Genomic DNA, 24512 nt, shown 5'->3' with positions numbered 1-24512 from the left:
TAAACCACAATACGTCCACACAAGGCCGGTATGACGGAGATTGTATATATGAACGCGCAACGGCGATGCGTTGGCTCAGTGCAGCCCGCCAACCCCAAGATGCGTGTCGATAATATCCGGGTTCTCCGCAAGGTCGCTCGACGGCCCCTCCCAGACGATGCGGCCGCGTTCCATGATGATGGCGTGGTCGGCGAAGTCGATGGCCATCTGAATGCGTTGTTCGACGAGGAGAATGGTCATTTCACCCGACTGCGCCAGTTTGGAGAAGGCCGCCATCAGCTCCTCGCAGATGACGGGAGCGAGGCCTTCCAGCGGTTCGTCGAGAAGCAGCACGCGCGGCTGGCCGAGAATCGTGCGGGCGGTGGAGAGCATCTGCTGTTCGCCGCCGGAAAGTTGCGAGCCGAGATTGCGGCGGCGCTCTTTGAGGCGCGGAAACAGCGTGTAGGCTTCCTCGATAGCCGATTTCGGCCGGGTCTTGAGGCCGACGAAGAGGTTCTCCTCGACGGTGAGGGTGGGAAACACATCCCGCGTCTGCGGCACGTAGCCGAGGCCGGCTTTGGCGCGGGCAGCGCTCGGCAAAGCGGCGATGTCCTGCCCGCCGATGCGAATATCGCCGGCAAAGCGTTTCGTCTGGCCGGCCAGCGTGGCGAAGAGGCTGGTCTTGCCGACGCCGTTGCGGCCGAGCACGGCAAAACGTGAGCCCGACGGCACGGAAAGCGACAGGCCTTCGATAACCCTTGTCGGGCCATAACCGGCGGTGAGGTTAACGATTTCAAGCGGCGCTGCGGGCATCGGCGTAACTTCCCAGATAGGCTTGGCGGACTTCCGCATTGCTGGTGACGTCTTCCGGCGAACCGTCGAAGATGACCGCGCCTGCGGCGAGCACCACCACACGTTTGGCGAAACGGAAGACCAGATCCATGTCGTGCTCGATCATCAGGATCGCGAGATCGGCCGGCAGCCGGTCGAGCGCCTGTTCGATGCGCGCGGTTTCCGTGGAAGGCACGCCGGCGGCCGGCTCGTCGAGCAGCAGGATTTTCGGGCGAAGCGCCATGGCAAGCGCGATCTCGATCAGCCGCTGCTGGCCATAGGCGATCTCGCGTACCTTTGTTTCGGCAAGTGCGAGAAGACCGAGCGTGCCGAGAATGTCGCGGGCTTCGCTCATCACCGCAGGCATGGCGCGGTAACGGCCGAAAATCCGGCCCGTTTTGCCTTCACGCTGGAGAATGGCAAGCGCCACATGTTCCTCCGGCGTCATGTCCTGAAACAGCCTTGTGACCTGAAACGAGCGGACGAGGCCGCGTTTCACCCGCTGGCTGGCGCTGAGGCCGGTCACGTCTTCGCCGGCGATGCGCACAGTGCCGGCCGAGGGCTTGATATTGCCGGTGACGAGATTGACGAAGGTGGTCTTGCCGGCGCCATTGGGGCCGATCAGCACCGTGCGGTCTCCCGGCGAAAGCGACAGCGAGACATTGTTGGTGACGACGAGGCCGCCGAAATTCTTCTTGAGGCCGGAGACTTCGAAAATGGCGCTCATTTGCGACCTCCCCGAATACGCGCAATGATCTGCTCACCCGCGCCATAAAGCCCGCGCGGCGCAAAGAGCACGACGGCAATCAGCAGCAGGCCGACAATGGTGAGCCAGTGGAACGGGTTGGCGGCGGAAACGACATCTTCGAACCACATGAAGGTGACGGTGCCGATCAGCGCGCCGTAAAGCGAACCCGCGCCGCCGAGCACCAGCATGACCAGCGCTTCGGCCGAAAGCGTGAAACTGAGGCTGTCGAGGCCGACGACCTGGGTGGAGATGGCATTCAGCGCACCGCCAATGCCGGCGACGATGCCCGATATGACGAACATCTTCAAAATTGTGCCGTTGACGGCGCCGCCCATAGCCTGAATGCGGATGCTGTCCTGCTTGACGCCGCGGCACAACATGCCGAAGGGCGAATTGACCACGACCCTGAGGGCGAGGAAGACGACAAGCAGCAGACAGACGCCGTAAATATAGGCGGTGCGGCCGAAAAGATCGAATTCGAAGGTGCCGAACAGCGCGTCCGGGGAGACGCCGGCAAGACCGTCGCTGCCGCCCGTCCAGCCGGATGCCTTGTTGGCCGCCTCATGGAACAGGTGGATGACGGCGATGGAAAGAACGAGCTGCGGCAGGCCGTGGGCGCGCAGGAGAACCGTGCCGGAGACAAGTCCGGCCACGCCGCCCGCGCCTGCGCCGATCACGGTCATCAGCAGCGGATCGGTGATTTCGAAATGGGCGGCGGCGATGCCGGCGGCATAGGCGCCCGCGCCGAAGAGCGCGGCATGGCCAAGCGTGGCGACGCCGCAATAGCCGGTAACGAGATCGATCGACAGCACCAGCAGCGCAATGGCGATGATGCGGGTCAGAAGCGCCAGATTGTCCGGAAACAGGTAATATCCGGCAATGGCGGCGATAATGATGAGGAGCGGCCCTGCCAGCGTGCGCAGCGGTGAGCGCGTCTTGGGGATCTCTGCCGTTTCAGTCACGTCGTTCATGAGCACCGCCATCTCATTTCGCCCTTCCGAGAAGGCCGCGCGGGAACAGCGTGATGATCACGATGACCGCCAGGTAAAAGAAGAATTCGCCATATTCGGGCGCGAGATAGCGCCCGGTCGTATCGATGGCGCCGAGCAGCAGGCAGGCGATCAGCGCGCCGGGAATGGAGCCCGCGCCGCCGACCGAGACCACCACGAGGAAAGTAACCATGTAGCGCAGCGCATAATAGGGTTCGACCGGCAGCAATTCCGCGCCGATGACGCCGCCCATGGCGGCAAGGCCGACGGCGATGGCGAAGCTGACGGCATAGATAACCTCGGTGCGCACGCCGAGTGCGGCCGCCATGGCGGCATTATCGACAGCAGCGCGCAGCTTGATGCCGAAGGCGGTCTTTTCGAAGGTGAACCACAGCGCGCCTGCTACGGCCAGACCGCAGGCAATGGCGAAGATGCGATGCGTGGCGATGGTGCGGAAGCCGAGATCGGTGGGGCCGGCCAGTTGCTGCGGCAGCGGAATGGTCTTCAGCGTCGGGCCGAAGACGAAATTGGCGATGCCGATGATGCAGAATGTGATGCCGATGGTCATCAGCACCTGCGTCAGTTCCGGCGCGCCATAGATGCGGCGATAGAGAAAACGCTCAAGCGGAATGGCGATGACGATGGTGCCGACGATGGCGACGAGGATCGCCACGGCGTAACCGAGGCCGAGGCCGTGGGCGGCATAGGAGGCGAGGTAACCGCCGATCATGGCGAAGGCGCCATGCGCCAGATTGACCACCCGCATCAGCCCCATCGTCACCGAAAGGCCGATGGAGATGATGAACAGGACCATGCCATAGGCAAGCGCATCGACAAGGATGCTGAAGACCGTCTGCATGCTGAAAAGCTCCTCCCGGTGCTGCAATACCCATCCGGGCCGGAACCGGGCCGCGACGGGCGGCCCGGAACATCTCTACAAACCGCCGTTATTTCGCGGCGGCGAGGCCCGGATCGCCCTGTTTTTCGAAGGTCTGGACTTCCTTGTTGTAATAATTGCCGTCATCGCCCTTGGCCACTTCGCGCAGATAGATGTTCTGCGTGATGTGGCGGCTTTCCGGATCGATGCTGACAGGGCCGCGCGGGCTTGTCCAGGAAAGACCCTTCACCGCGTCCACCGCCTTTTCCGCATCCTGTTTGCCGCCGGTGGCCTCGATCATCTTGCTGATGACATACATGCCGTCAAAGGCGCCGACGGAAGGGAAGGAGAGTTCCTTCGGATTGCCGATCGCCTTGGCGGCGGCTTCCACGAAGGTCTTGTTCTCAGGCGAATCATGCGAGACGGCGTAATGGAAGGTCGTCTGCATGCCGAGCGCGGCTTCGCCGAGCGCCGGCAGGTCGGATTCCTGCGTCAGATCACCCGGTGCGAAGAGTTTGACGCCTGCGGATTTCAGGCCGTTATCGTTGAAGGCCTTGACGAAACCGAGCGTGGTCGGGCCTGACGGCAGGAAGGCGAAGACGCCTTGCGCGCCGGAATCCTTCACGCGCTGCATGATCGGGCTGAAATCATTGGTGGAAAGCGGCATACGGATGCTTTCGACAACCTCGCCGCCGGCGGCGGTAAAGGCCGCCTTGAAGGCGTTCTCGGCATCGACGCCCGGACCATAATCGCTGACCAGCGAGATGACTTTCTTCACGCCGCCGTCAAAGGCCACCTTGGCGATGGGGGTGGAGGTCTGCCAGGTGGTGAACGAGGTGCGCACCACATAGGGGCTCTTGGTCACGATGGCCGAAGTGGCGGCATTCATGATGACCATCGGCACGTTGCCCTGCTTCAGCAAAGGCGTGACGGCCATGGCGTCTGGGGTGAAATAGAAGCCGGCGAGATATTGCACGCCTTCCTTGACCACCAGCTCCTGCGCCAGCGCCTTGGACTGCGCCGGATCGGCCTGCGGCACATCGCGATAGACGACCTCGACCGTGTCATCGCCGACCTTGTTGCCGTGAAGGGCGAACCAGGCATCGATGCCGGCCTTGAAGTTCTTGCCCTGCAGCGCGAAGGGGCCGGAGAACGGACCGACCACGCCCACCTTGATGGTCTCGGCATAAGCGGCAGTACTGAAGCAGATGGCCGCGATGGCGGCGGTGATCCGTAATTTCATGATTTCCTCCCAATTGATCCGTGGCTCCCATCCACCGATCCAGACTGCCAGATTGATGAGTGCGGTGGCCAAAGTAAAATGAAATAAGGGGGGTGATAAATAACCTGACGGTTATCAATACCCGTCTCGCCGGGTTTGTCTCATGTAAGATCGCACAATAGTGATCATCCCGTGATTCTCAATGTATAGCGCCGCCGCAGCCATCACGACCGGTGTTTTCGCGGCACGTGGTATCGAAATGCTTCGTCATGAAAACCAGCTTTTGTGACATGTTTCGAAAATGACGGTCATACCCGCGCAAGCCTCGTGCCTTAACCAGTTCTAAGGGGATTGTTTGTAGCCTCGCGAAGCATATTGTGAACTTTATTTGGTGTCTGATGGGCGAATATCAAAATAGAGTTGTTGAGTTGATGCGAGATCGCGTTGGCGAAAGTATACTCAACAATAAGATCGAGCGCCGCGAAGCATTTCTTCGCAAGGCGCTGGCGCTGTATCACGTCATGGGCGGAGACGCGCAAGGCATGCACGCTGCGGTGGAGGATGTGATCAACCTGCAAAAGCCGAGTGTCGATGTCGCTATTGGCGACGTGATGCATGAGCTGGCAGCAATCGGTCACGTTGCCGATCTCGATATTATTCAGGCCGGGTACAACAAGCTTGATGCCGCTAATCTGCATATTCTGAGCAAGGGCAAGAGGCTGTTGCAGAAGCAGCGGGACCAAAAACTCGCCGGCACGGCAGGAAAATAGGCCGCCCATCGAGGGCGGCCTGCAATATCAGGCCACTTCCCCGACGAGAATCTCCTGCCAGGCATCATAGGCGGAGAGAACCGTTTCCATCTGCGCGGTGTGGCCGGTGATGAAGTCGTTGCCGTAGATCGTCTCGTCGGGATATTCGGTGATCAGCGTCATCGGCACGGTGTGGCGGTCGTCGACGGAGGACAGGCACGGGAAGCCGTTGATGATGCGGAAACCGGTTTCGCCGGCATGGATTTCATAAAGAGCGATCTGTCGGTTGTTGTAATCGAGCAGGCCGGGAATGGCGCCGAGATGGCGGGTTACCCGGTCGAGCAGGGCTTCGGCCTGCCTTTCCCAGTCCGCATGGTGGCGGATGATGAGGAAGAAACCCTTGGGCAGCGTCCACATGGCGAAATTGCGCGGTACATAGCCGGAAAGCGGCCGGGTCCATTCATGGGATGGATAACCGTGCAGGTTCACATGCAGGCTGGCGCCGCTCATTTCCTGCGCCCTGAAACGGATTGCCTTCTCGTTGAGATGGACACCCGAATTCTCCCGCGTGCGATATTCGAGATCGTCGCCGAGCGCCGTGTAACGCGCCGCGTGATGCATGTGGCGCGGATTGTCGGCTCTCAGCCGTTGATGCAGGGCGTAACCATCCGGATTTTCCAGCGGCGAAATGGTGAAATGTGCGCCCTTGCGTTCTGCGAGTTTGCGGGCAGCGCGGATGGCGCCGACGATGCCTGTGGTCTCGTTGGGGTGCTGGCCGCCGCTGATCATCACCGCGGCATCGCTGCCGGTGACATAACGGGCGGCAAGAATGCGGCCGGAACGGGAGCGGGCCTCGAAGGCCTCGCCGCCGATTTCTTCAAGCAGTTTCGCGAGCTGGCCTGCCGCAACCGGTTCGCTGGCCGTATCGATCGGCTGTTCACGGCCATCGAGAAAGGCTGTGGTGAGCGTGCGGGCCTCGATGCGGACGGAGACTTCGCCTTGGCTTTTGACGATTTCCGGCACGATCTGGCCGGGCTTCAGGCCCCGGTCGCCCAGCGGCCGGCCGGACTTCTTCTGGAAGAACTCCAGCAGCGAGAAATAGAAATCCTCATGCAGGGCTTCTCGCAGGCTGACGACCTCATCGCCGAGGGAGAGCGGCAGATCTTCGGCCGGATGCGCGACGCGGATGTTCAGTTCCTCGAAATAGGGCTCTTTATCGCCCCAGCCGTGGTTGGCGACGGCATGGATCGCCGCTTCGAAAAGCCGTTCGTAATCCGTCTCCAGTCGCTCGCCTAAAGCGTCGCCGGCAAGCCGGAACCAGCCCGTGGGTGAAACATTGGTTTCGCCGATGATATCGGTGTGCACCCGGTTTGGCGCCAGAATCTTCAGGGTTTCCTTCTTGCCGTTGCGGCTCAGGGTAACATCATAATGGAAGGTGTCGTCCTGACGGGCGACGAAGTCGATCTTCGCCTCGCCCACCAGAGCCGCCAGCGGATAGGCTTCCAGCCGGAAACGATTGGCGGGCGCGTTGGCGTGTACGGGGTAACGCACCTCTATGGTGTCGACGCCATCCAGATTGATCTCTTCCAGAAAGGTGAAGAGAAGCGGCTTGTAGGCGCTGCGGATGCGGGCGCTGACGCCTTTTTTCTTCAGCCGGTTTTCGGCTTCGCGGCGGCTTTTGGCGTCATCGAAGCTCCATGCCTCGAAGGACTGGCCGGGCTCGGCATTGGCGAGAAGCGCATCCAGCGTGCGTTCGAAAGTCTGGTCGAAAATCTGGCTCATCGCTGTTACCTCGAGGTTCTGCCGGTGGGGTCGAGGCTGTCGCGCAGCCAGTCGCCGAGAAGGTTGAGGCCAAGCACCGTCAGAAGGATGGCAAGACCCGGGAAGACGCTGACCCACCATGCCGTCTGCAAATAGGTCCGTCCATCCGCCAGCATGCCGCCCCAGCTCGGAATGGTCGGATCGACGCCGAGGCCGAGGAAGGTGAGGCTGCTTTCCAAGAGGATGTTGTTGGCGACATTGAGCGTCATCAGCACGATGACCGGGCCGATGAGGTTCGGCAGCAGGTGCTGGAGAATGATGCGCCAGTCCTTCACGCCGATGGCGCGGGCGGAAAGGATGAATTCCCGTTCGCGCAGCGTCAGCACCGAGCCGCGCACGAGGCGGGCATATTGCACCCATTGCGACACGATCAGCAGGATGATGGTGTTGGTGAGGCTGCCGCCGACAATGGCGATGAAGGTGATGGCGAGCAGAATGAAGGGCATGGCGAGCTGGATATCGGCAAAGCGCATGACCAGCATATCCCAGAAGCCGCGATAATAACCGGCGACCAGTCCGACCGCGACGCCGAAGATGACCGCGCCGATGACCGAGGTGAAACCGACAAGCAGCGAAATCTTGCCGCCGGCAACGACGCGGGCGAGCACGTCACGCCCCAGCGGATCGGTGCCGAGCGGATGGGCGGCATTGGCGAAGGGTTTGGCAAGGCGTGCCATCAGGTCGATCTTGTCCGCGCCGCCGGGAAACAGCACGTCGGAAAAGACGACGGCAAGGCAGATGACCACGGTGAGGAACGCGCCGAGGACGAATTCGAGATTGGTGAAGCGTGCGAGACGCGAGGTTTTGGCAGCCATCGTCACTTACTCCGTGCGGATGCGCGGATCGACAAGCCCATAGGCGATATCGACCAGAAGGTTGATGCCGACGATCATCAGCGACAGCACGGTGATGACGGCCTGAAGCACGGGATAATCGCGCGCGCCGACCGCATCGAAGGCCAGCGTGCCGAGGCCCGGCCAGTTGAAGACACGTTCGATGACGACGATGCCGCCGAGCAGCCCGCCGAATTGCAGGCCGAAATAGGTGATGAGCGGAATGGCGCAGTTGCGCAGCGCGTGTTTGTAGAGAACCTTGTTTTCGCTGAGGCCCTTGGCGCGCGCCACCATGACATATTGCGAGCGCAGCGTATCGAGCATGGCGGTGCGCACAAGGCGCACATTGGTGGCGGTGAGGATGACGCCCATCGTCACGGCGGGCATGATGTAGCTGGCAAAACCGCCCATGCCGCTTGGCGGCAGCCAGCCGAGCGTGATGGAGAACAGGAGCACCAGCATCGTGGCCAGCCAGAAATTCGGGAAGGACAGGCCGACGAGCGAGAAGATGCGGATCACCTGATCGGCCGCCTTGCCGCGCGAGGTCGCCGCCTTGATGCCGAGCGGGATGGAAAGCGCAATCGACACTGCCATGGAGATGAAGGCCAAGAGCAGCGTGGCGGGCAGGGCATCGGCAATCAGCCGCGAGACCGGCGTGCTGCCGGTGAAGCTGCGGCCGAAATCGAGCGTCACGAGGCCCTTCAGGAAGCTGAAATATTGCACGAAGAACGGCCGGTCGGTGCCGAGCGCCGCGCGAATGCGCGCCAGATCGTCTTCCGTCATGCTGCCGCCGCCCTGGAACATGGTGACAGCCGGATCGCCGGTGAGGCGGATGGCGAAAGAAACGAGAAGGGTGATGGCAATGACGACAAAAATCGCCTGCAGCAATCGCTTGATGAGGAAACCGGCCACGTTTTTTACCTTGAAGAGAGACCCGACCTTGCCCGCATTGCGGCGGGCAAGGTGTGTTGATCAGAGAACAGCCCGCTTATTCGACGGTCACGTCGGTCAGCTTCAGGCGGTTATCCGGCGGTGCGACGAAACCCTTGACCCGCTTGTTGATGCCGTAAATGGCATTGGTGTTGTAAAGCGGAATTTCCAGCGCGCGGTCGGCGGTATAGCTGCCGATTTCCTTGAGGATTTTTTCGCGCGCGGCACGGTCGGTCAGCGGACGCTGGGATTCCAGCAGCTTGTCCAGCTTCTCGTCCTTGTCATAGGGGTTCCACTTTTCACCCGAGTGATACATGGAATAGGCCGTGTTGTCGTAATCGAAGGTCCAGCCGCCCCATTTCTGCTGGAACATCGCGCCGGTCTTGCCCTGCGGGATGATGTCGTTCAGCAGCACGTTGGTCTCATAGGGCTTGATGGTGGCGGTGATGCCGACCATGGAGAGGTAGCTGGAAATGACCTGCGCCACCTCGTTCATCGTCGCGTCATTGCCGCGGATGTCGATCTGCAGCGCCGCGCCTGCCTTGACGCCGGCTTCCGCGAGCAGCTTCTTTGCGCCTTCCGGATCGTAAGGCAGCGGCTTCAGCTCCGGATCGTAACCGAAGGACAGCGCGCTCTGGAAGCTTGCGATTTCGGATGCCTGACCGGCGAGGATCGACTTGACGATGGTGCCGCGGTCGACGGCCATGATGATCGCCTTGCGCACTTTCGGATCGGCGGTGATGCCGTCACGGGTGTTGAAGCGCAGCGCATCGACCGTCGGGCCGGGCACGCTGACGATCTCAAGCTTGGAATCGCCTTGGATGACCGGAATCATGCCGATCGGAATGGTCGGCGGAATGACGAGATCGACGCGGCCGGCCTGCAATTCGGCAACGGCGGTCGCCGGCTCGGCGATGAAGCGATATTCAAGCTCGGAGAGTTTCGGTGCACCGCCCCAGTAATCCGGGTTGGCTTCCAGCTTGATATTGGTCTTCGGTGCGTAGGAAACGAATTTGAACGCGCCGGTGCCGACGGGGTTGAGGTTGAAATTATCCTCGCCCTTTTCCTGAATGTACTTCGGCGGAACGATCATGCCGCCATAACCGGCAAGCTTGGTCAGCAGCACCGGATCCGGCGCCTTCAGCTTCATGTCGACGGTATAATCGTCGATGACCTCGACGCTTTCGATGGCGACATAGTTGGAGCGCTGCGGGCCCTTGGCACCCTGTTCGCCGAGAAGGCGCTCGAAGGTGAACTTGACGGCGGCGGCGTTGAAGGGCTCACCATTGTGGAACTTGACGTTCTGGCGCAGCTTGAAGCGGATGCGCTTGCCCTCATCCAGCTCTTCCCAGGATTCGGCAAGGCCGGGCACGACCTTCAGGTCCGGGCCGCGATAGGTCAGGCCATCGAAGATGTTGGTGGCGACAGCCGCCCATTGCACGAGGAAGGTGTCGATCGGATCCCAGCTGCCCGGGTCCTGCGGGCTGGATATGGTCATCTTGCCGGCGGCAAGAGCCGGTGCGGCGGTAAAGGCCGTGGCGGCCATGGCAAGCGCGACGAACGTTGTCGTCATCCCCTTCTTGATCATTGTCATCTACCTGTTCCTCTTCAGATGGTTGCGGTTCTGGTTGTTATTCAGGCGCTCTTCGCGATGAAGTGGCCCGGATTGATTTCCTCATGGGCGAGAATGGCCGGCTCATCGCCGACACGGCGCACGGGATTGGGGATTTCGCCCTCGATCATCGCGATGCGGCGCTCAATGGTCGGATCGGCGACCGGCACGGCCGAAAGCAGGCGGCGGGTATAATCATGCGTCGGCGTTTCGAACACCTGCCGGCGGCTGCCCATTTCCATGATCTGGCCGAGATAAAGCACGGCGACGCGGTGGCTCATCTTTTCCACCACCGCCATGTCATGGCTGATGAAGAGATAAGCGAGGCCACGCTCGGCCTGCAGGTCCATGAACAGATTGATGATCTGCGCCTGAATGGAGACATCGAGCGCCGAGAGCGCCTCGTCCGCGATGATGAGCTTCGGATCGGAAGCCAGCGCACGGGCAATGCAGACGCGCTGGCGCTGGCCGCCCGAAAACTCGTGCGGATAACGTGCCGCATGTTCGGAGCTGAGGCCCACACGCTCCAGCAATTCATCCACGCGCCGCTTTACGGCCTTCTGATCGTTGATCAAACCGTGGGTGTTGATCGGCTCGGCAATCGAAAAACCGACCGTCTTGCGCGGATCGAGCGAGGCGAAGGGGTCCTGGAAGATATATTGCACTTCCTGGCGCATGCGGAAGCGCTCTGCCGCCGACATCTGAGAATAGCTGCGACCATTGAAGGCAATTTCGCCTGATATGGCCGTCTGCAGCTGCTGAATGGTGCGGCCGATGGTGGATTTGCCGGAACCGGATTCGCCCACCAGCGCCAGCGTTTCGCCGGCATGAATATCGAAACTCACCTTCTGCACGGCGCTGCAACGGTGCGTCGCCTTGCCGAACAGGTTCTTGCGGATATCGAAGCGCACGAACAGGTCCTTGACCGACAAAAGCGGCTTCGCGTCATATTTCGCCGTGTTTTGCACGCGCTCCTCGCCAACCACAACCGGCTGGCCGTCCTGCAACACGGTGAGCGGCAGGCGCTTGGGAAACTCTTCGCCTTCCATGCTGCCGAGGCGCGGAACGGCGGAAAGCAGGGCGCGTGTGTAAGGGTGCTGCGGATTGGCGAAGATATCCTTGACCGGACCTTCCTCCACCTTCTTGCCCTTCCACATGACGACGACGTCATCGGCCATTTCCGCCACCACGCCCATATCATGGGTGATGAAGACCATGCCCATGCCGAGCTTCTTCTGCAGGTCGCGCATGATGTTGAGGATCTGCGCCTGAATGGTCACATCCAGCGCCGTCGTCGGCTCGTCGGCGATCAAAAGCTTCGGCCGGCAGGCGAGCGCCATGGCGATCATGACGCGCTGGCGCATGCCGCCGGAAAGCTGGTGCGGATAACGCTTCAGAAGCTCGGCCGCATCGGGCAGGCGCACCATTTCGAGCAGCTTCTGTGCTTCCGCCAGCGCTGCCTGCTTGCCCATCTTTTCATGCAGCACGAGCACTTCGCAGATCTGGTCGCCGATGGTGAAGACGGGGTTGAGCGAGGTCATCGGCTCCTGGAAGATCATGGCGATCTCCTTGCCGCGGATCGCGCGCATCTCTTTCTGCGAAGCCTTCAGCAAGTCCTTGCCTTCAAACAGGATTTTGCCGGTGGGGTAGGTGGCGCCCATCATGTCGGCAAGGCGCATGGTCGAAAGCGAGGTGACCGATTTTCCCGATCCGGATTCGCCGACGACCGCGACCGTGCGGCCGGGCTCGACGCTGAAGGAGATATCGTCCACGACGCGGCTATTGCCGAACTCGACGCTCAGGCCTTCGACCGAGAGGAGGGCGTTTGCGGGTGCGGCAGTCATGTCAGCGTCTCCGGCGTGGCCTGCGCGGCAAAGCTGGCGCGGCCATGTGAAAATGAGGAAGGGGAAAATGTCTCGGGCAGGCGCGTGCTGGGCGATGCCATGGGCAAGGACGGGAATGTCGCGAAGAACTGCATGTCTTCAGGCCGCTTTGTCGGCAAAATGCGCATTGGCCGTCGCCCGTGGACACAGCACATTCGATGTCACCGAAGCGCCGCAGGCAACCTCATCGGTACCGGCCGGATGATTTGCGTCGGCCGCAGATTCGACGATGCGCATGTAACTCTAATTCCCCACCCTTGTTTTGCGAAAAAGCTAACAAAACCGAACAATCATGTCCAGAGTGTTGAACAATTTTTGTGTACTGCTCTACAAATGCGCAGCTGCACCGATTTTGAGCGCGCATTCCTGAAGAATGCTTCGCAATGATGCGTGTATTCAACGGTTATTGTCGCTAAAAACCTTTGAGAAGAACGATGAGGAACGGGAATGCCGGGCATGAACAACAAGGCAGGTGCAGTCAGGCTGAGGGGCTTTTTACGGTGCTTGTCCAAGGATGATGTCGAACTGGTGCGACGCTACCTTCCCGAACATCTGCGTCTGACCAGAGCGGAACCCGGCTGTCTTTCCTTCGAGGTGTCCGAGACAGACGATCCCCTGATCTGGCAGGTGGAGGAGCTTTTCGCCGACCGCGCCGCCTTCGATTTCCATCAGCAGCGGACACGGGCGTCCGAGTGGTTCACGGCGACCTCCGCCATTCCACGCGACTATGAGATAACGACATTGGCGTGAATGAGAACAGGCCGCAGCGGCATTCCTGCCGGCTGCGGCCTGATCGTATTTCGGTGCCGGGAGTTATTCCTTCGGCATGCCGACCGGCGGCGCAAGCCGTCTTTGTGCGGCGATGCGGAAGGGGGCGTTCATCGCGCCATAACCGCCATAGGCTCCGCGTCTTTCGATGATTTCGAAGAAGAAACCCTCGCCGAAGGTGCGGCTGTAAATCTGGAAATATTCGCCATTGTCGTCGCGGTCATAAAGAATGCTCGCGGCCCGCAGCGCATCGGAAAACTCCGGCTCCAACCCGAAACGGGCTTCCAGATCGTCGTAATAATTGCGCGAGATCGGCAGGGCGTGGAAACCGCGCGCCTGCAGGGCTTTTGCGGTGGCGAAGATATCGTCGGTGGCAAACGCGATGTGCTGGATGCTGGTGCCGAAGCCCTCGGCCAGAAATTTGCCGGCGAAAGTCTTGCGATTGTCCGCACCGTTCATTGTCAGGCGGAAATGCGGTGAGGGCACGCTTTCAATCGCCTGGCTGCGCACCAGCCCGCCTGGGTCGACCACATCGACCATCGGCGTGCGCCGCGTCGCAAACAGTGAGGTGTAGAATAAAAGCCAGGTCAGCATTTCATCGTAATGCGTTGTTTGCGCAAGATGATCGATCCGCCTGAGGCCGGCATCGCCTTCCGGCGTTCGGCCTTCCGTCGGCACGAATTCATTGTCCCAGATGGCGGAAAGCTCCGGTGAACCGTCGAGGAAATAGATGACGCCGTTGCCCACGCCCTGAATGGCGGGAACGGCGACTTCGCCTGACTTGCGCGGTTCGGCGAAGGTGGGCGCGCCGAGCGCTTCGGCCCGCGCCAGCGCTGCTGCGGCATCATCCACCTTCAGCCCGAAGGCATAGCATTGGTGCCGTGGATGGAATAGGAGGCTCCCGCGAAACTGTCGCCGCCATCGCTGGTATTGATGACGATGCGAATATCGCCCTGTGTATAAAGATCGACATCGCGATTGCGGTGCCGGGCGGTGTTTTCAAAGCCGAGCGTGGCGAGAAGGGCTTCCAGATTGGGTTTTTCTTCCGGTGCTGTGGTGAATTCGACGAATTCCACGCCTTCCGTCTCCACCCGTTCCGGCATGGCGGGCACATCGATGCGGATATCGGGTTCGAGACGGCGCACCTGGTCCATCAGGTTGATGAGCGAGCGGTGGCCGTCTTCGGCAAGCAGCCGGGCCGAGCCGCCGCGGAACTGGTCGTTGAAGATTTCGAGCGATAGCGGGCCGCTATAGCCGGTGGCGGCCACGGCGCGCATGAAATCCACCACCGGCAGATCGCCTTCGCCCGGCATGTTGCGGAAGTGGCGGCTCCAGTAGAGCAGGTCCATGTCGATCAGCGGCGCATCGGCAAGCTGCACGATGAATATCTTGTCGCCAGGAATGGAGCGGATCGAATTCGGGTCGATCTTGCGCGACAGCGTGTGGAAACTATCGAGGATGATGCCGACATTGGCGTGATCGGCGCGGCGCACCACTTCCCAGGCGTCGCGGTGATCGCTGATATGGCGGCCCCAGGCCAGCGCCTCGTAACCGACGCGCACGCCATGTTTTGCCGCAAGCTCCCCGAGCTGATGGAAATCGGCGGCGGCGCGGTCGATGCCGCCGAGCGAGACCGGCGAGACATTCGAGCAGATCAGCATCAGGTCGGTGCCGAGTTCCCCCATGATGTCGAATTTGCGCTCGGCCCTTTCAAAAGCGCGGCTCCGGTGCGGCTCCGGCATGCCCTCGAAATCGCGGAACGGCTGGAAAAGGGTGATATCCAGCCCGTGATCGGCGGCCAGCGCTTTCACCTCGCGCGGCGAGGCGTCGTAGGTCAGGAAATCGTTTTCGAAAATCTCAACGCCGGAAAAGCCCGCTTTGGCGATGGCCGCCAGCTTTTCGGGGAATTCGCCGCTGATCGATACGGTTGCAATGGATGTGCGCATTGGCATGCCGTGTCTTATTGTGTCATAGCTCGCCATATTGCCTTCCTTTTCAGCCTTATGTACTGATTGGTTAATAAAGGGGACGCAGCCAGAAGCCAGCCCCGTCCAGGGAATGAAGCATGAGCAAAAGCACGACCTCCAAAGGCACCCGCGATACCCGGCAGGCGAAGCGCGATCCGGAAGGGGTGCGCCGGGATATTCTTTCCGTCGCGATGGAGGAATTTTCGCAGAATGGCCTTTCGGGCGCCCGCATCGATGAGATTGCGGCGCGCACGCGCACGTCCAAGCGCATGATCTATTATTATTTCGGCGACAAGGAAGGCCTTTACAAACGCGTGCTGGAGGAGGCCTATGCGCAGGTGCGCGGCGGCGAAGGCAGTCTTGAGCTGGATGATCTCGAGCCGGTCGCCGCACTTGAGAAGCTCTGTCGGTTTACCTTCGAGCACCACCGCCGCAATCCCGCTTTCGTCCGGATGGTGATGACGGAAAACATTCACCACGGCAGGCACATCAGGGTTTCCGAAGCGATCCGTAACGTCAACCGACCGGCCATTGAAATCATGCGCCGAATATTGAAGCGCGGGCAGGATGCCGGCGTGTTTCGGCCCGGATTGGACGCTCTTGAACTGCATTGGCAGATCAGCGCTTTGTCTTTTTATAACGTCTCGAACACCGAGACATTTTCGTTCAATTTTGGCGACACGCTTTTTAGCGAGGCCGGCCAGGAAGCGCTGTCTGCGCATGTGGCGGAGATGTTGCTGCGCTATGTATTGATGCCCGAGCATATTACGAGGATCGGGAAAGGCGATTGATGAGGTGGCGGAGCGCCACCTCATAGCCATCGACGCCGAGGCCGGCGATCACGCCTTCGGCGCGGGTCGAGATATAGGAGTGGTGCCGGAAAACCTCGCGTTTGTGGATGTTGGAAATATGCACCTCGATCACCGGCCCCTCGAAGGCATTGAGCGCATCGAGGATCGCGACCGAGGTGTGGGTAAAGGCGCCGGGATTGATGACAATGCCCGCGGACTTGCCGCGGGCTTCGTGTACCCAGTCGATCAGCTCATATTCCCGGTTGCTCTGGGCAAAAAACAGATCGTGGCCCGCGGTTTCGGCGATCCCACGGCAATTGGCCTCGATATCGGCGAGCGTTTCATAACCATAGATTTCCGGCTGGCGCTGGCCGAGCAGGTTGAGGTTGGGACCGTTCAGAACGGTGAAAAGGCTCATGCGACGCCCTCCGCCATGCAAAGCTCGGTGAAATGCGCCGTCATGCGCCCGGCATCCGGCTCGCGGCCGCAGAAGAGGCGGAATGCGCCGACGGCCTGAAACACCGTCATGCCGCCGCCGGGCAGGGTGCGACAGCCCTTTTTCGCCGCCGTCGCCAATAGCTCGGTGACAAGCGGCATATAGACGATATCGGCCACCCAGTGCCGCCGTTCGATGAGATCGGCCGGAACCGGCATGCCGGGATGGGCCGGCATGCCCATCGGCGTGGCGTGGATCAGGCCATCGGCAAAGGGCAGGGAAGCGGCGGGGTCTTTGACGGCAAGCGCGCGGCCCTCGCCGAAGCGGGCATTGAGTTCCCGGGCCAGTTGCTCCGCCCTTGGGAAATCCCGGTCAAGAATGTCGAGACGGGCGATATCGAGCTTCAATGCGGCATGGGCCACCGCAACGCCAGCGCCACCCGCGCCGACCAGAAGCGCCCGGTCACGCCGCGCATCCGGCAGGCCGCGCACGAAGCTTTCGTAAAAGCCGTACCAGTCGGTGTTGTGGCCGATGCGGCGCCCGTCCCGGAAGACGACCGTATTGACCGCGCCCAGCATGCGGGCATCGTCCGACAGTTCGTGCAGATGCGGAATAACGGCCTGCTTGAAGGGATGGGTGATGTTGGTGCCGGAAAAACCGCGCGCTTCCAGCTCGTCCAGCAGGTCGGGAAGGGCGCTCGGCGGCAGCTTGCGGGCGGTGACATCCACCAGCTCGTAGGAATAATCGAGGCCATGAGCCGCCCCTTCGCGCATGTGCAGCGCGGGCGATTTGGAAAGCTGTATATCGGCGCCAATCAGGCCGACCTTGAAGGATGTTTTCTCTGTCATGATCACGTGTCGCTCATCGGACGGTGTGGGAGAGGCGGGATTATCCCCGCCCGTCTTAAGAGCGCGCGAACCTCAGTGGTGGGCGAGAATTTCGCCGAGGAACGTGCGCGTGCGCTGGTGCTTGGGATCGCGGAAGAATTCCTCCGGCGGGCCTTCCTCGATGATCTCGCCTTCCGACATGAAGATCACCCGGTCGGCCACCTGCCGTGCAAAGCCCATTTCATGGGTTACGCAGATCATCGTCATGCCGTCGCGGGCAAGGCCGATCATGGTGTCGAGCACTTCCTTCACCATTTCCGGGTCGAGCGCCGAGGTCGGCTCATCGAACAGCATGGCCTTCGGCTCCATGCACAGCGCCCGGGCGATGGCCGCACGTTGCTGCTGGCCGCCGGAAAGCTGGGCCGGGTACTTGTCTGCCTGGTTGAGAATGCGCACGCGCTCCAGATATTTGCGCGCCGTCGCCTCCGCATCGGCTTTCGACAGGCCCTTCACCCGCATGGGCGCGAGCGTGCAGTTTTCCATGATGGTCTTGTGCGGGAAGAGATTGAAGCTCTGGAACACCATGCCCACTTCGCGGCGAACCGCATCGATGGCGCGGCTGGAATCCGACAGCGTCGTTCCCTCGACCGTGATCTTGCCCTCCTGGATTTCCTCCAGATGGTTGATGCAGCGGATGAGCGTGGATTTGCCCGAACCGGACGGCCCGCAAAGAACGATTTTTTCGCCCTTGCGAACCGTCATGTTGACGTTTTTAAGCGCGTGGAAGGCTCCATACCACTTTCCCACCCCTTCAAGGGCGATCAGCGGAGCCTGAGCGGCGGATTGCGGCATGGAACTTTCCTTCATGCTTTGGCAGCAGTGTTAGTTGACGGTGTAGGGAATGTCGGGAAGCGAAGCCGGGAACTGCGGTACCGGGCGCTTCATCCATTTGGCGTAGACTTTTTCGAGGTCGCCATTGGCCTTGATCTTGTCCAGATAGGCGTTCAGCGCTTCGTTCCAGTCCTTTTCGCCGGGGCGTGTGGCGGCGCTGTTGTAGAGGGTCACGAGGTCGAACTTCACCTCGTAGTCCTTGCCGCCGGCAGCCGCGAGACGGTCGCCATAGAACTGGTTACCGCCGATCGCCTCGATCTGGCCCGACAGGATCGCCTGAATGGTGGCGGCGTCGTCATCGAAGCGAAGGATATTCGCCTTGGTGCCAGCCCCGGCGGTCAAGGCTGTATCCATCGGGCTGGATTTCGGTGCGCCGACGGTCATTCCGGTCAGATCGTCGAAACCGGCGATCTTCTTGTCCTTGGTGGCATAGACCGACATGACATTATGTGCGTAGGGCTGCGCATATTGCACGTTCTTCGCCCGCTCCGGCGTCATTCCCATCGATGCGAACAGCGCATCGACCTTGCCGGTGCGAAGCGAAGGGATGCGGTTGGCGACGGCAAGCGGCACAAATTCCACCTTCAGCCCCAGATAATCCGCAAATCCCCTTGCGAGATCGGCGTCATAACCCTCCTGAACGCCGGTGGAATTGATGAAACCCCAGGGCGCATTATCGCCCTGGATACCGATCACGACCTTGCCGCTGGCTTTTGCCTCGTCAAGCGTTCTCGCATCTGCCGCCACCGGCGTCAGAACCGGCAGCAAAGCTGCAGCCAGTCCCGCTGCAAGGGTTGCTCGCCAACCCGTCAGGGTTTTCAAGATTCTCATTGTTTCCTCCTCCCAAATCCAGACGGAACCCGCCGTTACTTCACGGTGAACGGGATGTCGGGCAGGCTGTCCGGGAAGGCCGGGACTTCACGCTTCATCCACTTGTCGTAGATCTTTGCGAGCTGGCCGTCGGACTTGATCTTGTCGAGGAAGGCGTTGACGGTCTCGTTCCAGTCCTTTTCACCGGGGCGGGTGCCGGCGCCGTTGTAAAGCGTCGTCAGGTCGAATTTCGGCTCATATTTGCCTTCGGCAGCCTTGTTCAGGCGGTCGCCGTAGAACTGGTTGCCGCCGACGACCTCGACCTGGCCTGAGATCAGCGCCTGAATATTGGCGGCGTCATCGTCGAAGCGCAGGATATTGGCCTTGGAGCCGGCGCCGGCGGTGATTGCCGTATCCATGGCGCTGGACTTCGGAACGCCGACGGCGATGCCGGTCAGATCGTCATAACCGCCGATCTTCTTGTCCTTGGGGCCGTAGACGGAAAGCACGTTGCCGGCATAGGGCTTGGAATATTGAATGGTCTTGGCGCGTTCGGCCGTCATGCCCATGGTTGCGAACAAGAGGTCGACCTTGCCGGTCAGAAGCGCCGGAATGCGGTTGGCCACGGCGAGCGGGACGAACTCAACCTTGACGCCGAGATAATCGGCAAAGGCCTTGCCGATATCGGCATCGAGGCCATCCTGCACACCGCTGGAATTGACGAAGCCCCACGGCGAGTTGTCACCCTGAATGCCGATGACGACCTTGCCCTTGGCCTTGGCCTCTTCCACCGTGCCGGCGAAAGCATCGACCGGTGCGACGAAGGGCAGGGCAACCGTTGCCGCGGCAAGCGCGAGCAGGGCGCGACGAGAGAATTTCATGCTGGTGGTTTTCATCTTTTGCTCCTCCTTACAAAGCTGATGATGTCTTCATGGATTTAGCGGGTTGCGGTCTGCAGCCGCTTTTCAACGCTGGCGCCCCACAGGGAAAGCGGCCAGCAGATCAGGAAATAAATGACGCCGACGAGGGCGAAGACGGTGAGCGGGCGGAACGTCTGGTTGGAGACGATCTGGCCGGCGCGCGACAGCTCGACGAAGCCGACAATGGCCGCAAGCGAGGTGCCCTTGATGAGCTGCACGAGGAAACCGATGGTGGCCGGCAGCGAAATCTTGAAGGCCTGCGGCAGAACCACGTCCTTCATGCGCGAGATGTAATGCAGGCCGAGCGCATTGGCGGCTTCCGTCTGGCCCTTCGGCACCGCCTGGATGCCGCCGCGCCAGATTTCGCCGAGGAAGGCGCTGGCATGCAGCGTAAAAGCGATGGCGACCGCAATCCAGGCATCGACATTGAGGCCCGCAAGCGCCACGCCGTAATAGACCACGAAAAGCTGCATCAGGAGCGGTGTGCCCTGAAAGACGGCGATGTAGCCGGTGCTGGCGCGCTGGATCGCCGGGCTATCCGCGACGCGGGCAAGCGCCACGCAAAGGCCGAAGACGCCGCCGCCGATAAAGCCGATGATGGTCAGCGCAAGCGTCCATTTCAGGCCTTGCAGCAGGAAGAAGAGTTCGTTGGGACCGATGGATGCCATTGTCTTTTCCTCACTTGACCGGATAGCTGAAGGATGCGCGGGAGATGAGCGAGAAAATGCCCATCATCAGCGAGGAAATGACCAGATAAAGCAGCGTGATCGAGAAATAGACCTCGAAGGACCGGAAGGTATCCGCCTCGATCTTCTGCGCCACCGAGGTCAGCTCGTAAGCGGCAATCGAGGTGCAGACCGAGGTGGTCAGCGTCAGCATGATGAACTGGCTGGTGAGTGAGGGATAGACCGCCCGCAGCGCCGGCTTCAGGATGATGTGCCGGAAGATCTGCGCACGGTGAAGGCCGAGCGCAAGCCCAGCCTCGACCTGCCCCTTGGGAATGGAATCGACCCCGCCGCGAATGATTTCAATCGCATAGGCGCCGCCGTTCAGAGCCAGCGCAATGATGGCCGTTACCGTCGGGTTGAGCTTGATGCCGATCTGCGGCAGGGCGAAGAAGATGAAGAATATCTGCACCAGAAACGGCGTGTTGCGGATTGTTTCCACAAAACCGATGACGAGGCCGCGCAGCAGCTTGAACCGCGAGCGGCGGGCGACGACGCCCAGAACGCCGATGACGGTGGCGAGCGACATGCCGGCAATCGCAAGGCCGATCGTCGCCAGACAGGCTAAAAGCAGCTCGGGAAGGCGGTCTATGACCGCCGAAAAATCGAGACTGTAAGACATTCTTCCTCCCAACCCGTTCGGGTCCGGACAGGCGTTTCGCCTTGTCCGCATCGCTTTGGAAACCTTGCGGCGCCAAAGCCCTCCATTTGTCGTTCACTGTCGCTGCAGGCTTCAAAACCCCTGTCGGCGGCAGGTTATTAATCATAATGTTTGTACCAGTTAGTTCATTTTTATGTCAAGCGTCATGTCCGGTTAAAAAGCAGCTTTCATGTTGTTTTTTCATTTTCTGGATTTCTGAATAAAGTCTTTTTTATCAATGACTAATGCGGAAAAGCGCAAGCGCTTTCCACGCGTCGTCATGCTGCTTCCGGCCCGCCGTTCGGCAGTGCCCGAAAACCCTGTCTGCACACGAAATCAACCGGCCTTGCGGCTAGTTTTCGCCTGTGCCCAGCCTGTCTATCTGCTCGGCCAATCGCTCGGCGATCAGCAGCGAGGCGCCTGTTGCCGTCACCATTTGCGGCAGCGACAGCCATTCCAGCATCCAGCCCGCGCCGGATCTTTCCTGTTCGTGCACGAGCGACTGGTGCAGGGCGGATATCTGCACGGCATTGAAGCGTGCGAGCGTCACCAGCGCTTCGGCATTGACCGGGTTCTGTTTATGCGGCATGGCCGAGGAGCCGCCGCCGCCGGAGAGGCGGATTTCCGCACCGAGCTCGGCCATCAGCGCAATATCCTGCCCGAACTTGCCGAGCGCGCCGGTGATGAGCGAGAGCAGATTGGCGAATTCGGCGATGCCGTCGCGCTGGCTGTGCCATTGCGGCCTGTCGGCAAGGCCGAGCCGTTTTGCGATATCGGCACGCACCGCTGCGGCATTGTCGCCAAGCTTTTCCAGCGTGCCGGCCGCCCCGCCGAATTGCAGGGCGAAGCCGCTCTGCGTGAAATTTTCGAGCCGCAGCAGGTGGCGTTCCAGCGGCGCAGTCCAGCTCGCCGCCCGGTCGGCGACGGTGATGCCGATGGCGGCCTGCATGCGGGTATAGCCCGTCAGCGGGTTGTGGCCGTCGCGGGAGGCAAGGTCTCCCAGCGTATCGATCAGGCGACCCAGCCGGGCCGAGATGATTTCCGCCGCAGCCTTCAGCCGCAGCATCAGGCTCGTATCGATGACATCCTGGCTGGTGGCGCCGAAATGCACCCTGTCCGCCGCCTGGCCGGCGACCGCCGCGCGCATCTGCCGGATGAGTTCGGGAACCACGACGCCGTCCTTCGCGACGCCATGGCGAAGCGCGGTCATATCGGCGGCAAAATCCGAAAGCCGCGAAACGATCGCTTCTGCCGCCTCCTCGGGGATGATGCCGGCCTGCGCTTCCGCCTGCGCCAGCCCCGTCTCGAAACGGACCATGGCGTCGATATCCGCTCTTGCCGAAAACAGCTCGACGATCTCGCTGTCGCCGAAGAGGCCTGACAAAAACGGATGCTCGAAGGGGGAAAGGCTCATCTTCCGTCTCGCTTTCTTTTGCGCATATCGTCGTCGCAAAACCGCTGCACACTTTTGCGCGATATGCGTCAGATATCGAAAAACACGGTTTCGCCCTCGCCCTGAAGGCGGATATCGAAACGATAGACGTTGCCTTCCTCCTTTTTGGCGACAAGCGTGGCGATGCGGCTTTTCTGCTCGATGCGGGCAAGAACCGGGTCGGCGGCATTGGCCTCCTGTTCTTCCGGGAAATACATGCGGGTCTGCAGGCCGATATTGATGCCGCGTGCGACGATCCAGAAGGTGATATGCGGCGCCATCGGCCGGCCGTCGCGGAACGGCACCTTGCCCGGCTTGATGGTTTCGAAGACGAACTCGCCCGTATCCATGTCGCCGGGCGAACGGCCCCAGCCGATGAAATTCGGATCGGCCTTGCCCCGCGTTTCGCTGGGGCTGTTGTAATAACCGTCGGTATCGGCCTGCCAGATTTCGATCAGCGCGTCCTTCAGCGCCATGCCCGCACCGTCATAGACCATGCCGCGCACGCTGATGCGTTCGCCGCGGGCCTTGTCGTTATAAAGCGGACCGGAGCCGAGATCCTTCTCGAACACGCCCTCGATACCGACGAAATTCGGCGTGCAGCCAATATGCACGTAAGGGCCTGCCGTCTGCGAGGCGGTTTCCTTGAGATAGTTGAGCGGCTGAACCATGGTCAGTTGCCCTCCATGCGGTTTTCGAAAAGGGTCGAGCGGCGGCCGCGCAGAACGATATCGAACTTGTAGGCCAGCATGTCCATCGGCAGGGTCGCATTCATGTCCAGCGGCGCGATCAGTCTTCTGATCGCATCCTCATCCGGAATGGTCTTGACGATCGGACATTTCCAGATCAGCGGGTCGCCTTCGAAATACATCTGGGTGATGAGCCGCTGGGCGAACCCGTGGCCGAAGACGGAAAAATGAATATGGGCCGGCCGCCAGTCATTGACGCCGTTCGGCCAGGGATAAGCGCCGGGCTGGATGGTCTTGAACCAGTAATAACCGTTCTCGTCCGTGATCGTGCGGCCGACGCCGCCGAAATTCGGATCGATGGCGGCGAGATAGCTTTCCTTCTTGTGGCGGTAGCGACCGCCGGCATTGGCCTGCCAGAATTCCACCAGTGCGCCATCCACGCCGCGGCCGCGCTCGTCCAGTACCCGGCCGTGAACCAGAATGCGCGGGCCGACGGGCATCTCGCCGGGGCGGGCATAATTGAGGATGAGATCGTTATCCAGCGGGTTCAGCATGCCATGGCCGAAGACCGGTCCGGTGATTTCGCTCTTGGTGCCCTCGAGCGAAATCAGCGCGCGTTGCGGCGAACGCAGGATGGAGGTCTTGTATCCGGGCGCATAGGCCAGCGGGTGAATATCGCGGTTGCGTGCGAAGAACGGCCCGGTTTCGGGCGGCTGGTTGCTCATTTCGTCTCCTCCTCGCTGGAACTATCGGCTTTCATACCGGCCAGGGCAAGCTTGGCGATCTTGAAAGCATGGTTGGCGGCGGGCACGCCGGCATAGATCGCCACATGCAGCAGCGCCTCGCGAATATCCGCCTCGGTGGCGCCGGTATTGGCGGTGGCGCGCACATGCATGGCCAGCTCTTCGTCCTGCCCGAGTGCGGCGAGCAGGGCGATGGTCACCATCGAGCGCTCGCGTTTCGTCCAGTGGTTGCCCGACCACACCGTTCCCCAGGCGGCTTCGGTGATGAGCTGCTGGAAAGGCTGGTCGAAACCGGACGTCATGGTCTGCGCCCGGTCGACATGGGCGTCACCGAGCACGGAGCGGCGGGTTTTCATGCCCTGTTCGAAACGTTCGTTCTTGTCGATATGGTCCGCCATC

25 protein-coding genes and 1 pseudogene are annotated in these 24512 nt (G+C 61.0%); 4 read left to right on the top strand and 22 right to left on the bottom strand.

The features are described from left to right. Window positions 1–75: 75 nt before the first annotated feature. From L901_RS15775 to L901_RS15755, 5 genes are all read right to left on the bottom strand, one after another. Window positions 76–792, bottom strand: coding sequence for an ABC transporter ATP-binding protein (locus tag L901_RS15775; RefSeq protein WP_020809642.1), 717 nt, complete (start codon window positions 790–792; stop codon window positions 76–78). Continuing rightward, window positions 773–1537: an ABC transporter ATP-binding protein gene (locus L901_RS15770; RefSeq protein ID WP_020809643.1), complete on the bottom strand. Its 765-nt coding sequence runs from the start codon at window positions 1535–1537 to the stop codon at window positions 773–775. The genes L901_RS15775 and L901_RS15770 overlap by 20 nt, the downstream gene beginning before the upstream one ends. Then, complete coding sequence (locus L901_RS15765; RefSeq protein WP_059758460.1) at window positions 1534–2541, bottom strand: branched-chain amino acid ABC transporter permease; 1008 nt, start codon at window positions 2539–2541, stop codon at window positions 1534–1536. The genes L901_RS15770 and L901_RS15765 overlap by 4 nt, the downstream gene beginning before the upstream one ends. 1 nt (window position 2542) lies before the next feature. Beyond that, the gene (locus L901_RS15760) at window positions 2543–3406 is read right to left on the bottom strand and encodes a branched-chain amino acid ABC transporter permease (RefSeq protein WP_003519826.1); all 864 of its coding nucleotides are present in this window, start codon (window positions 3404–3406) and stop codon (window positions 2543–2545) included. A gap of 88 nt (window positions 3407–3494) precedes the next feature. Next, window positions 3495–4667: an ABC transporter substrate-binding protein gene (locus L901_RS15755; protein WP_003519825.1), complete on the bottom strand. Its 1173-nt coding sequence runs from the start codon at window positions 4665–4667 to the stop codon at window positions 3495–3497. 377 nt (window positions 4668–5044) lie between these two features. Here L901_RS15755 and L901_RS15750 point away from each other — a divergent pair, with 377 nt between their 5' ends. Continuing rightward, on the top strand, window positions 5045–5416 hold the full coding sequence (locus tag L901_RS15750) for a hypothetical protein (protein ID WP_059758458.1): 372 nt from the start codon (window positions 5045–5047) through the stop codon (window positions 5414–5416). 27 nt (window positions 5417–5443) lie between these two features. Here L901_RS15750 and L901_RS15745 read toward each other — a convergent pair whose 3' ends face one another. The 5 genes from L901_RS15745 to L901_RS15725 all read right to left on the bottom strand — a co-directional run bounded on the left by L901_RS15745 (window position 5444) and on the right by L901_RS15725 (window position 12435). Next, the gene (locus L901_RS15745; protein WP_059758455.1) at window positions 5444–7177 is read right to left on the bottom strand and encodes a M14 family metallopeptidase; all 1734 of its coding nucleotides are present in this window, start codon (window positions 7175–7177) and stop codon (window positions 5444–5446) included. 5 nt (window positions 7178–7182) lie between these two features. Beyond that, window positions 7183–8031 (bottom strand): ABC transporter permease, encoded by an 849-nt coding sequence (locus tag L901_RS15740; RefSeq protein WP_059758452.1) that lies wholly within the window; start codon window positions 8029–8031, stop codon window positions 7183–7185. Between the two features lie 6 nt (window positions 8032–8037). Beyond that, complete coding sequence (locus tag L901_RS15735; protein ID WP_035263266.1) at window positions 8038–8961, bottom strand: ABC transporter permease; 924 nt, start codon at window positions 8959–8961, stop codon at window positions 8038–8040. Window positions 8962–9037: 76 nt separating this feature from the next. Then, on the bottom strand, window positions 9038–10573 hold the full coding sequence (locus L901_RS15730) for an ABC transporter substrate-binding protein (RefSeq protein WP_059758450.1): 1536 nt from the start codon (window positions 10571–10573) through the stop codon (window positions 9038–9040). 41 nt (window positions 10574–10614) lie between these two features. Further along, window positions 10615–12435 (bottom strand): ABC transporter ATP-binding protein, encoded by a 1821-nt coding sequence (locus L901_RS15725; RefSeq protein ID WP_059758447.1) that lies wholly within the window; start codon window positions 12433–12435, stop codon window positions 10615–10617. Between the two features lie 15 nt (window positions 12436–12450). On the opposite strand from L901_RS15725, the gene L901_RS27440 reads away from it, so the two are divergent. Together L901_RS27440 and L901_RS15720 are read left to right on the top strand one after the other, a co-directional pair. Then, window positions 12451–12861 (top strand): hypothetical protein, encoded by a 411-nt coding sequence (locus L901_RS27440; protein ID WP_183044104.1) that lies wholly within the window; start codon window positions 12451–12453, stop codon window positions 12859–12861. A 60-nt stretch (window positions 12862–12921) separates the two neighbouring features. Beyond that, window positions 12922–13224: a putative quinol monooxygenase gene (locus tag L901_RS15720; protein ID WP_059758445.1), complete on the top strand. Its 303-nt coding sequence runs from the start codon at window positions 12922–12924 to the stop codon at window positions 13222–13224. A 63-nt stretch (window positions 13225–13287) separates the two neighbouring features. Here the strand turns inward: L901_RS15720 and L901_RS15715 are convergent. Beyond that, a pseudogene (locus L901_RS15715) lies at window positions 13288–15188 on the bottom strand (bifunctional sugar phosphate isomerase/epimerase/4-hydroxyphenylpyruvate dioxygenase family protein). Window positions 15189–15307: 119 nt separating this feature from the next. On the opposite strand from L901_RS15715, the gene L901_RS15710 reads away from it, so the two are divergent. Continuing rightward, window positions 15308–16000 (top strand): TetR/AcrR family transcriptional regulator, encoded by a 693-nt coding sequence (locus L901_RS15710; protein WP_020810447.1) that lies wholly within the window; start codon window positions 15308–15310, stop codon window positions 15998–16000. On the opposite strand, the gene aroQ is transcribed toward L901_RS15710, so the two are convergent. The 11 genes from aroQ to pcaC all read right to left on the bottom strand — a co-directional run bounded on the left by aroQ (window position 15975) and on the right by pcaC (window position 24511). Further along, entirely contained in the window at window positions 15975–16418 is a 444-nt protein-coding gene (aroQ, locus tag L901_RS15705) for a type II 3-dehydroquinate dehydratase (RefSeq protein WP_059758442.1), read from the bottom strand. The genes L901_RS15710 and aroQ overlap by 26 nt on opposite strands. Beyond that, a complete protein-coding gene (locus L901_RS15700) occupies window positions 16415–17284 on the bottom strand; it encodes a shikimate dehydrogenase (RefSeq protein WP_059758465.1) in 870 nt (289 codons plus the stop codon). Before L901_RS15700 ends, aroQ begins: the two co-directional genes overlap by 4 nt. Before the next feature lie 72 nt (window positions 17285–17356). Next, window positions 17357–18115 (bottom strand): amino acid ABC transporter ATP-binding protein, encoded by a 759-nt coding sequence (locus L901_RS15695; RefSeq protein WP_003505500.1) that lies wholly within the window; start codon window positions 18113–18115, stop codon window positions 17357–17359. A 30-nt stretch (window positions 18116–18145) separates the two neighbouring features. Then, window positions 18146–18985, bottom strand: coding sequence for a transporter substrate-binding domain-containing protein (locus L901_RS15690; protein WP_059758439.1), 840 nt, complete (start codon window positions 18983–18985; stop codon window positions 18146–18148). Window positions 18986–19020: 35 nt separating this feature from the next. Next, window positions 19021–19860 (bottom strand): transporter substrate-binding domain-containing protein, encoded by an 840-nt coding sequence (locus L901_RS15685; protein ID WP_020810443.1) that lies wholly within the window; start codon window positions 19858–19860, stop codon window positions 19021–19023. Window positions 19861–19901: 41 nt separating this feature from the next. Then, window positions 19902–20552, bottom strand: coding sequence for an amino acid ABC transporter permease (locus L901_RS15680; protein WP_035262651.1), 651 nt, complete (start codon window positions 20550–20552; stop codon window positions 19902–19904). A gap of 10 nt (window positions 20553–20562) precedes the next feature. Then, entirely contained in the window at window positions 20563–21231 is a 669-nt protein-coding gene (locus tag L901_RS15675) for an amino acid ABC transporter permease (protein ID WP_059758436.1), read from the bottom strand. Window positions 21232–21601: 370 nt separating this feature from the next. Then, window positions 21602–22663: a 3-carboxy-cis,cis-muconate cycloisomerase gene (locus L901_RS15670; protein WP_059758432.1), complete on the bottom strand. Its 1062-nt coding sequence runs from the start codon at window positions 22661–22663 to the stop codon at window positions 21602–21604. 68 nt (window positions 22664–22731) lie between these two features. Then, a complete protein-coding gene (pcaG, locus tag L901_RS15665) occupies window positions 22732–23352 on the bottom strand; it encodes a protocatechuate 3,4-dioxygenase subunit alpha (protein WP_059758429.1) in 621 nt (206 codons plus the stop codon). A gap of 2 nt (window positions 23353–23354) precedes the next feature. Next, window positions 23355–24095: a protocatechuate 3,4-dioxygenase subunit beta gene (gene pcaH, locus L901_RS15660; RefSeq protein WP_003505508.1), complete on the bottom strand. Its 741-nt coding sequence runs from the start codon at window positions 24093–24095 to the stop codon at window positions 23355–23357. Next, window positions 24092–24511 carry a 4-carboxymuconolactone decarboxylase gene (gene pcaC / locus L901_RS15655; protein ID WP_020009036.1) on the bottom strand — a complete coding sequence of 140 codons (420 nt, stop codon included), beginning with the start codon at window positions 24509–24511 and terminating at the stop codon, window positions 24092–24094. Before pcaC ends, pcaH begins: the two co-directional genes overlap by 4 nt. Window position 24512 lies beyond the last annotated feature (1 nt).

It is taken from the genome of Agrobacterium sp. D14, assembly GCF_001526505.1.
Classification (GTDB): Bacteria; Pseudomonadota; Alphaproteobacteria; order Rhizobiales; family Rhizobiaceae; genus Agrobacterium; species Agrobacterium leguminum.
This window is presented reverse-complemented; position numbering and strand designations above follow the sequence as displayed.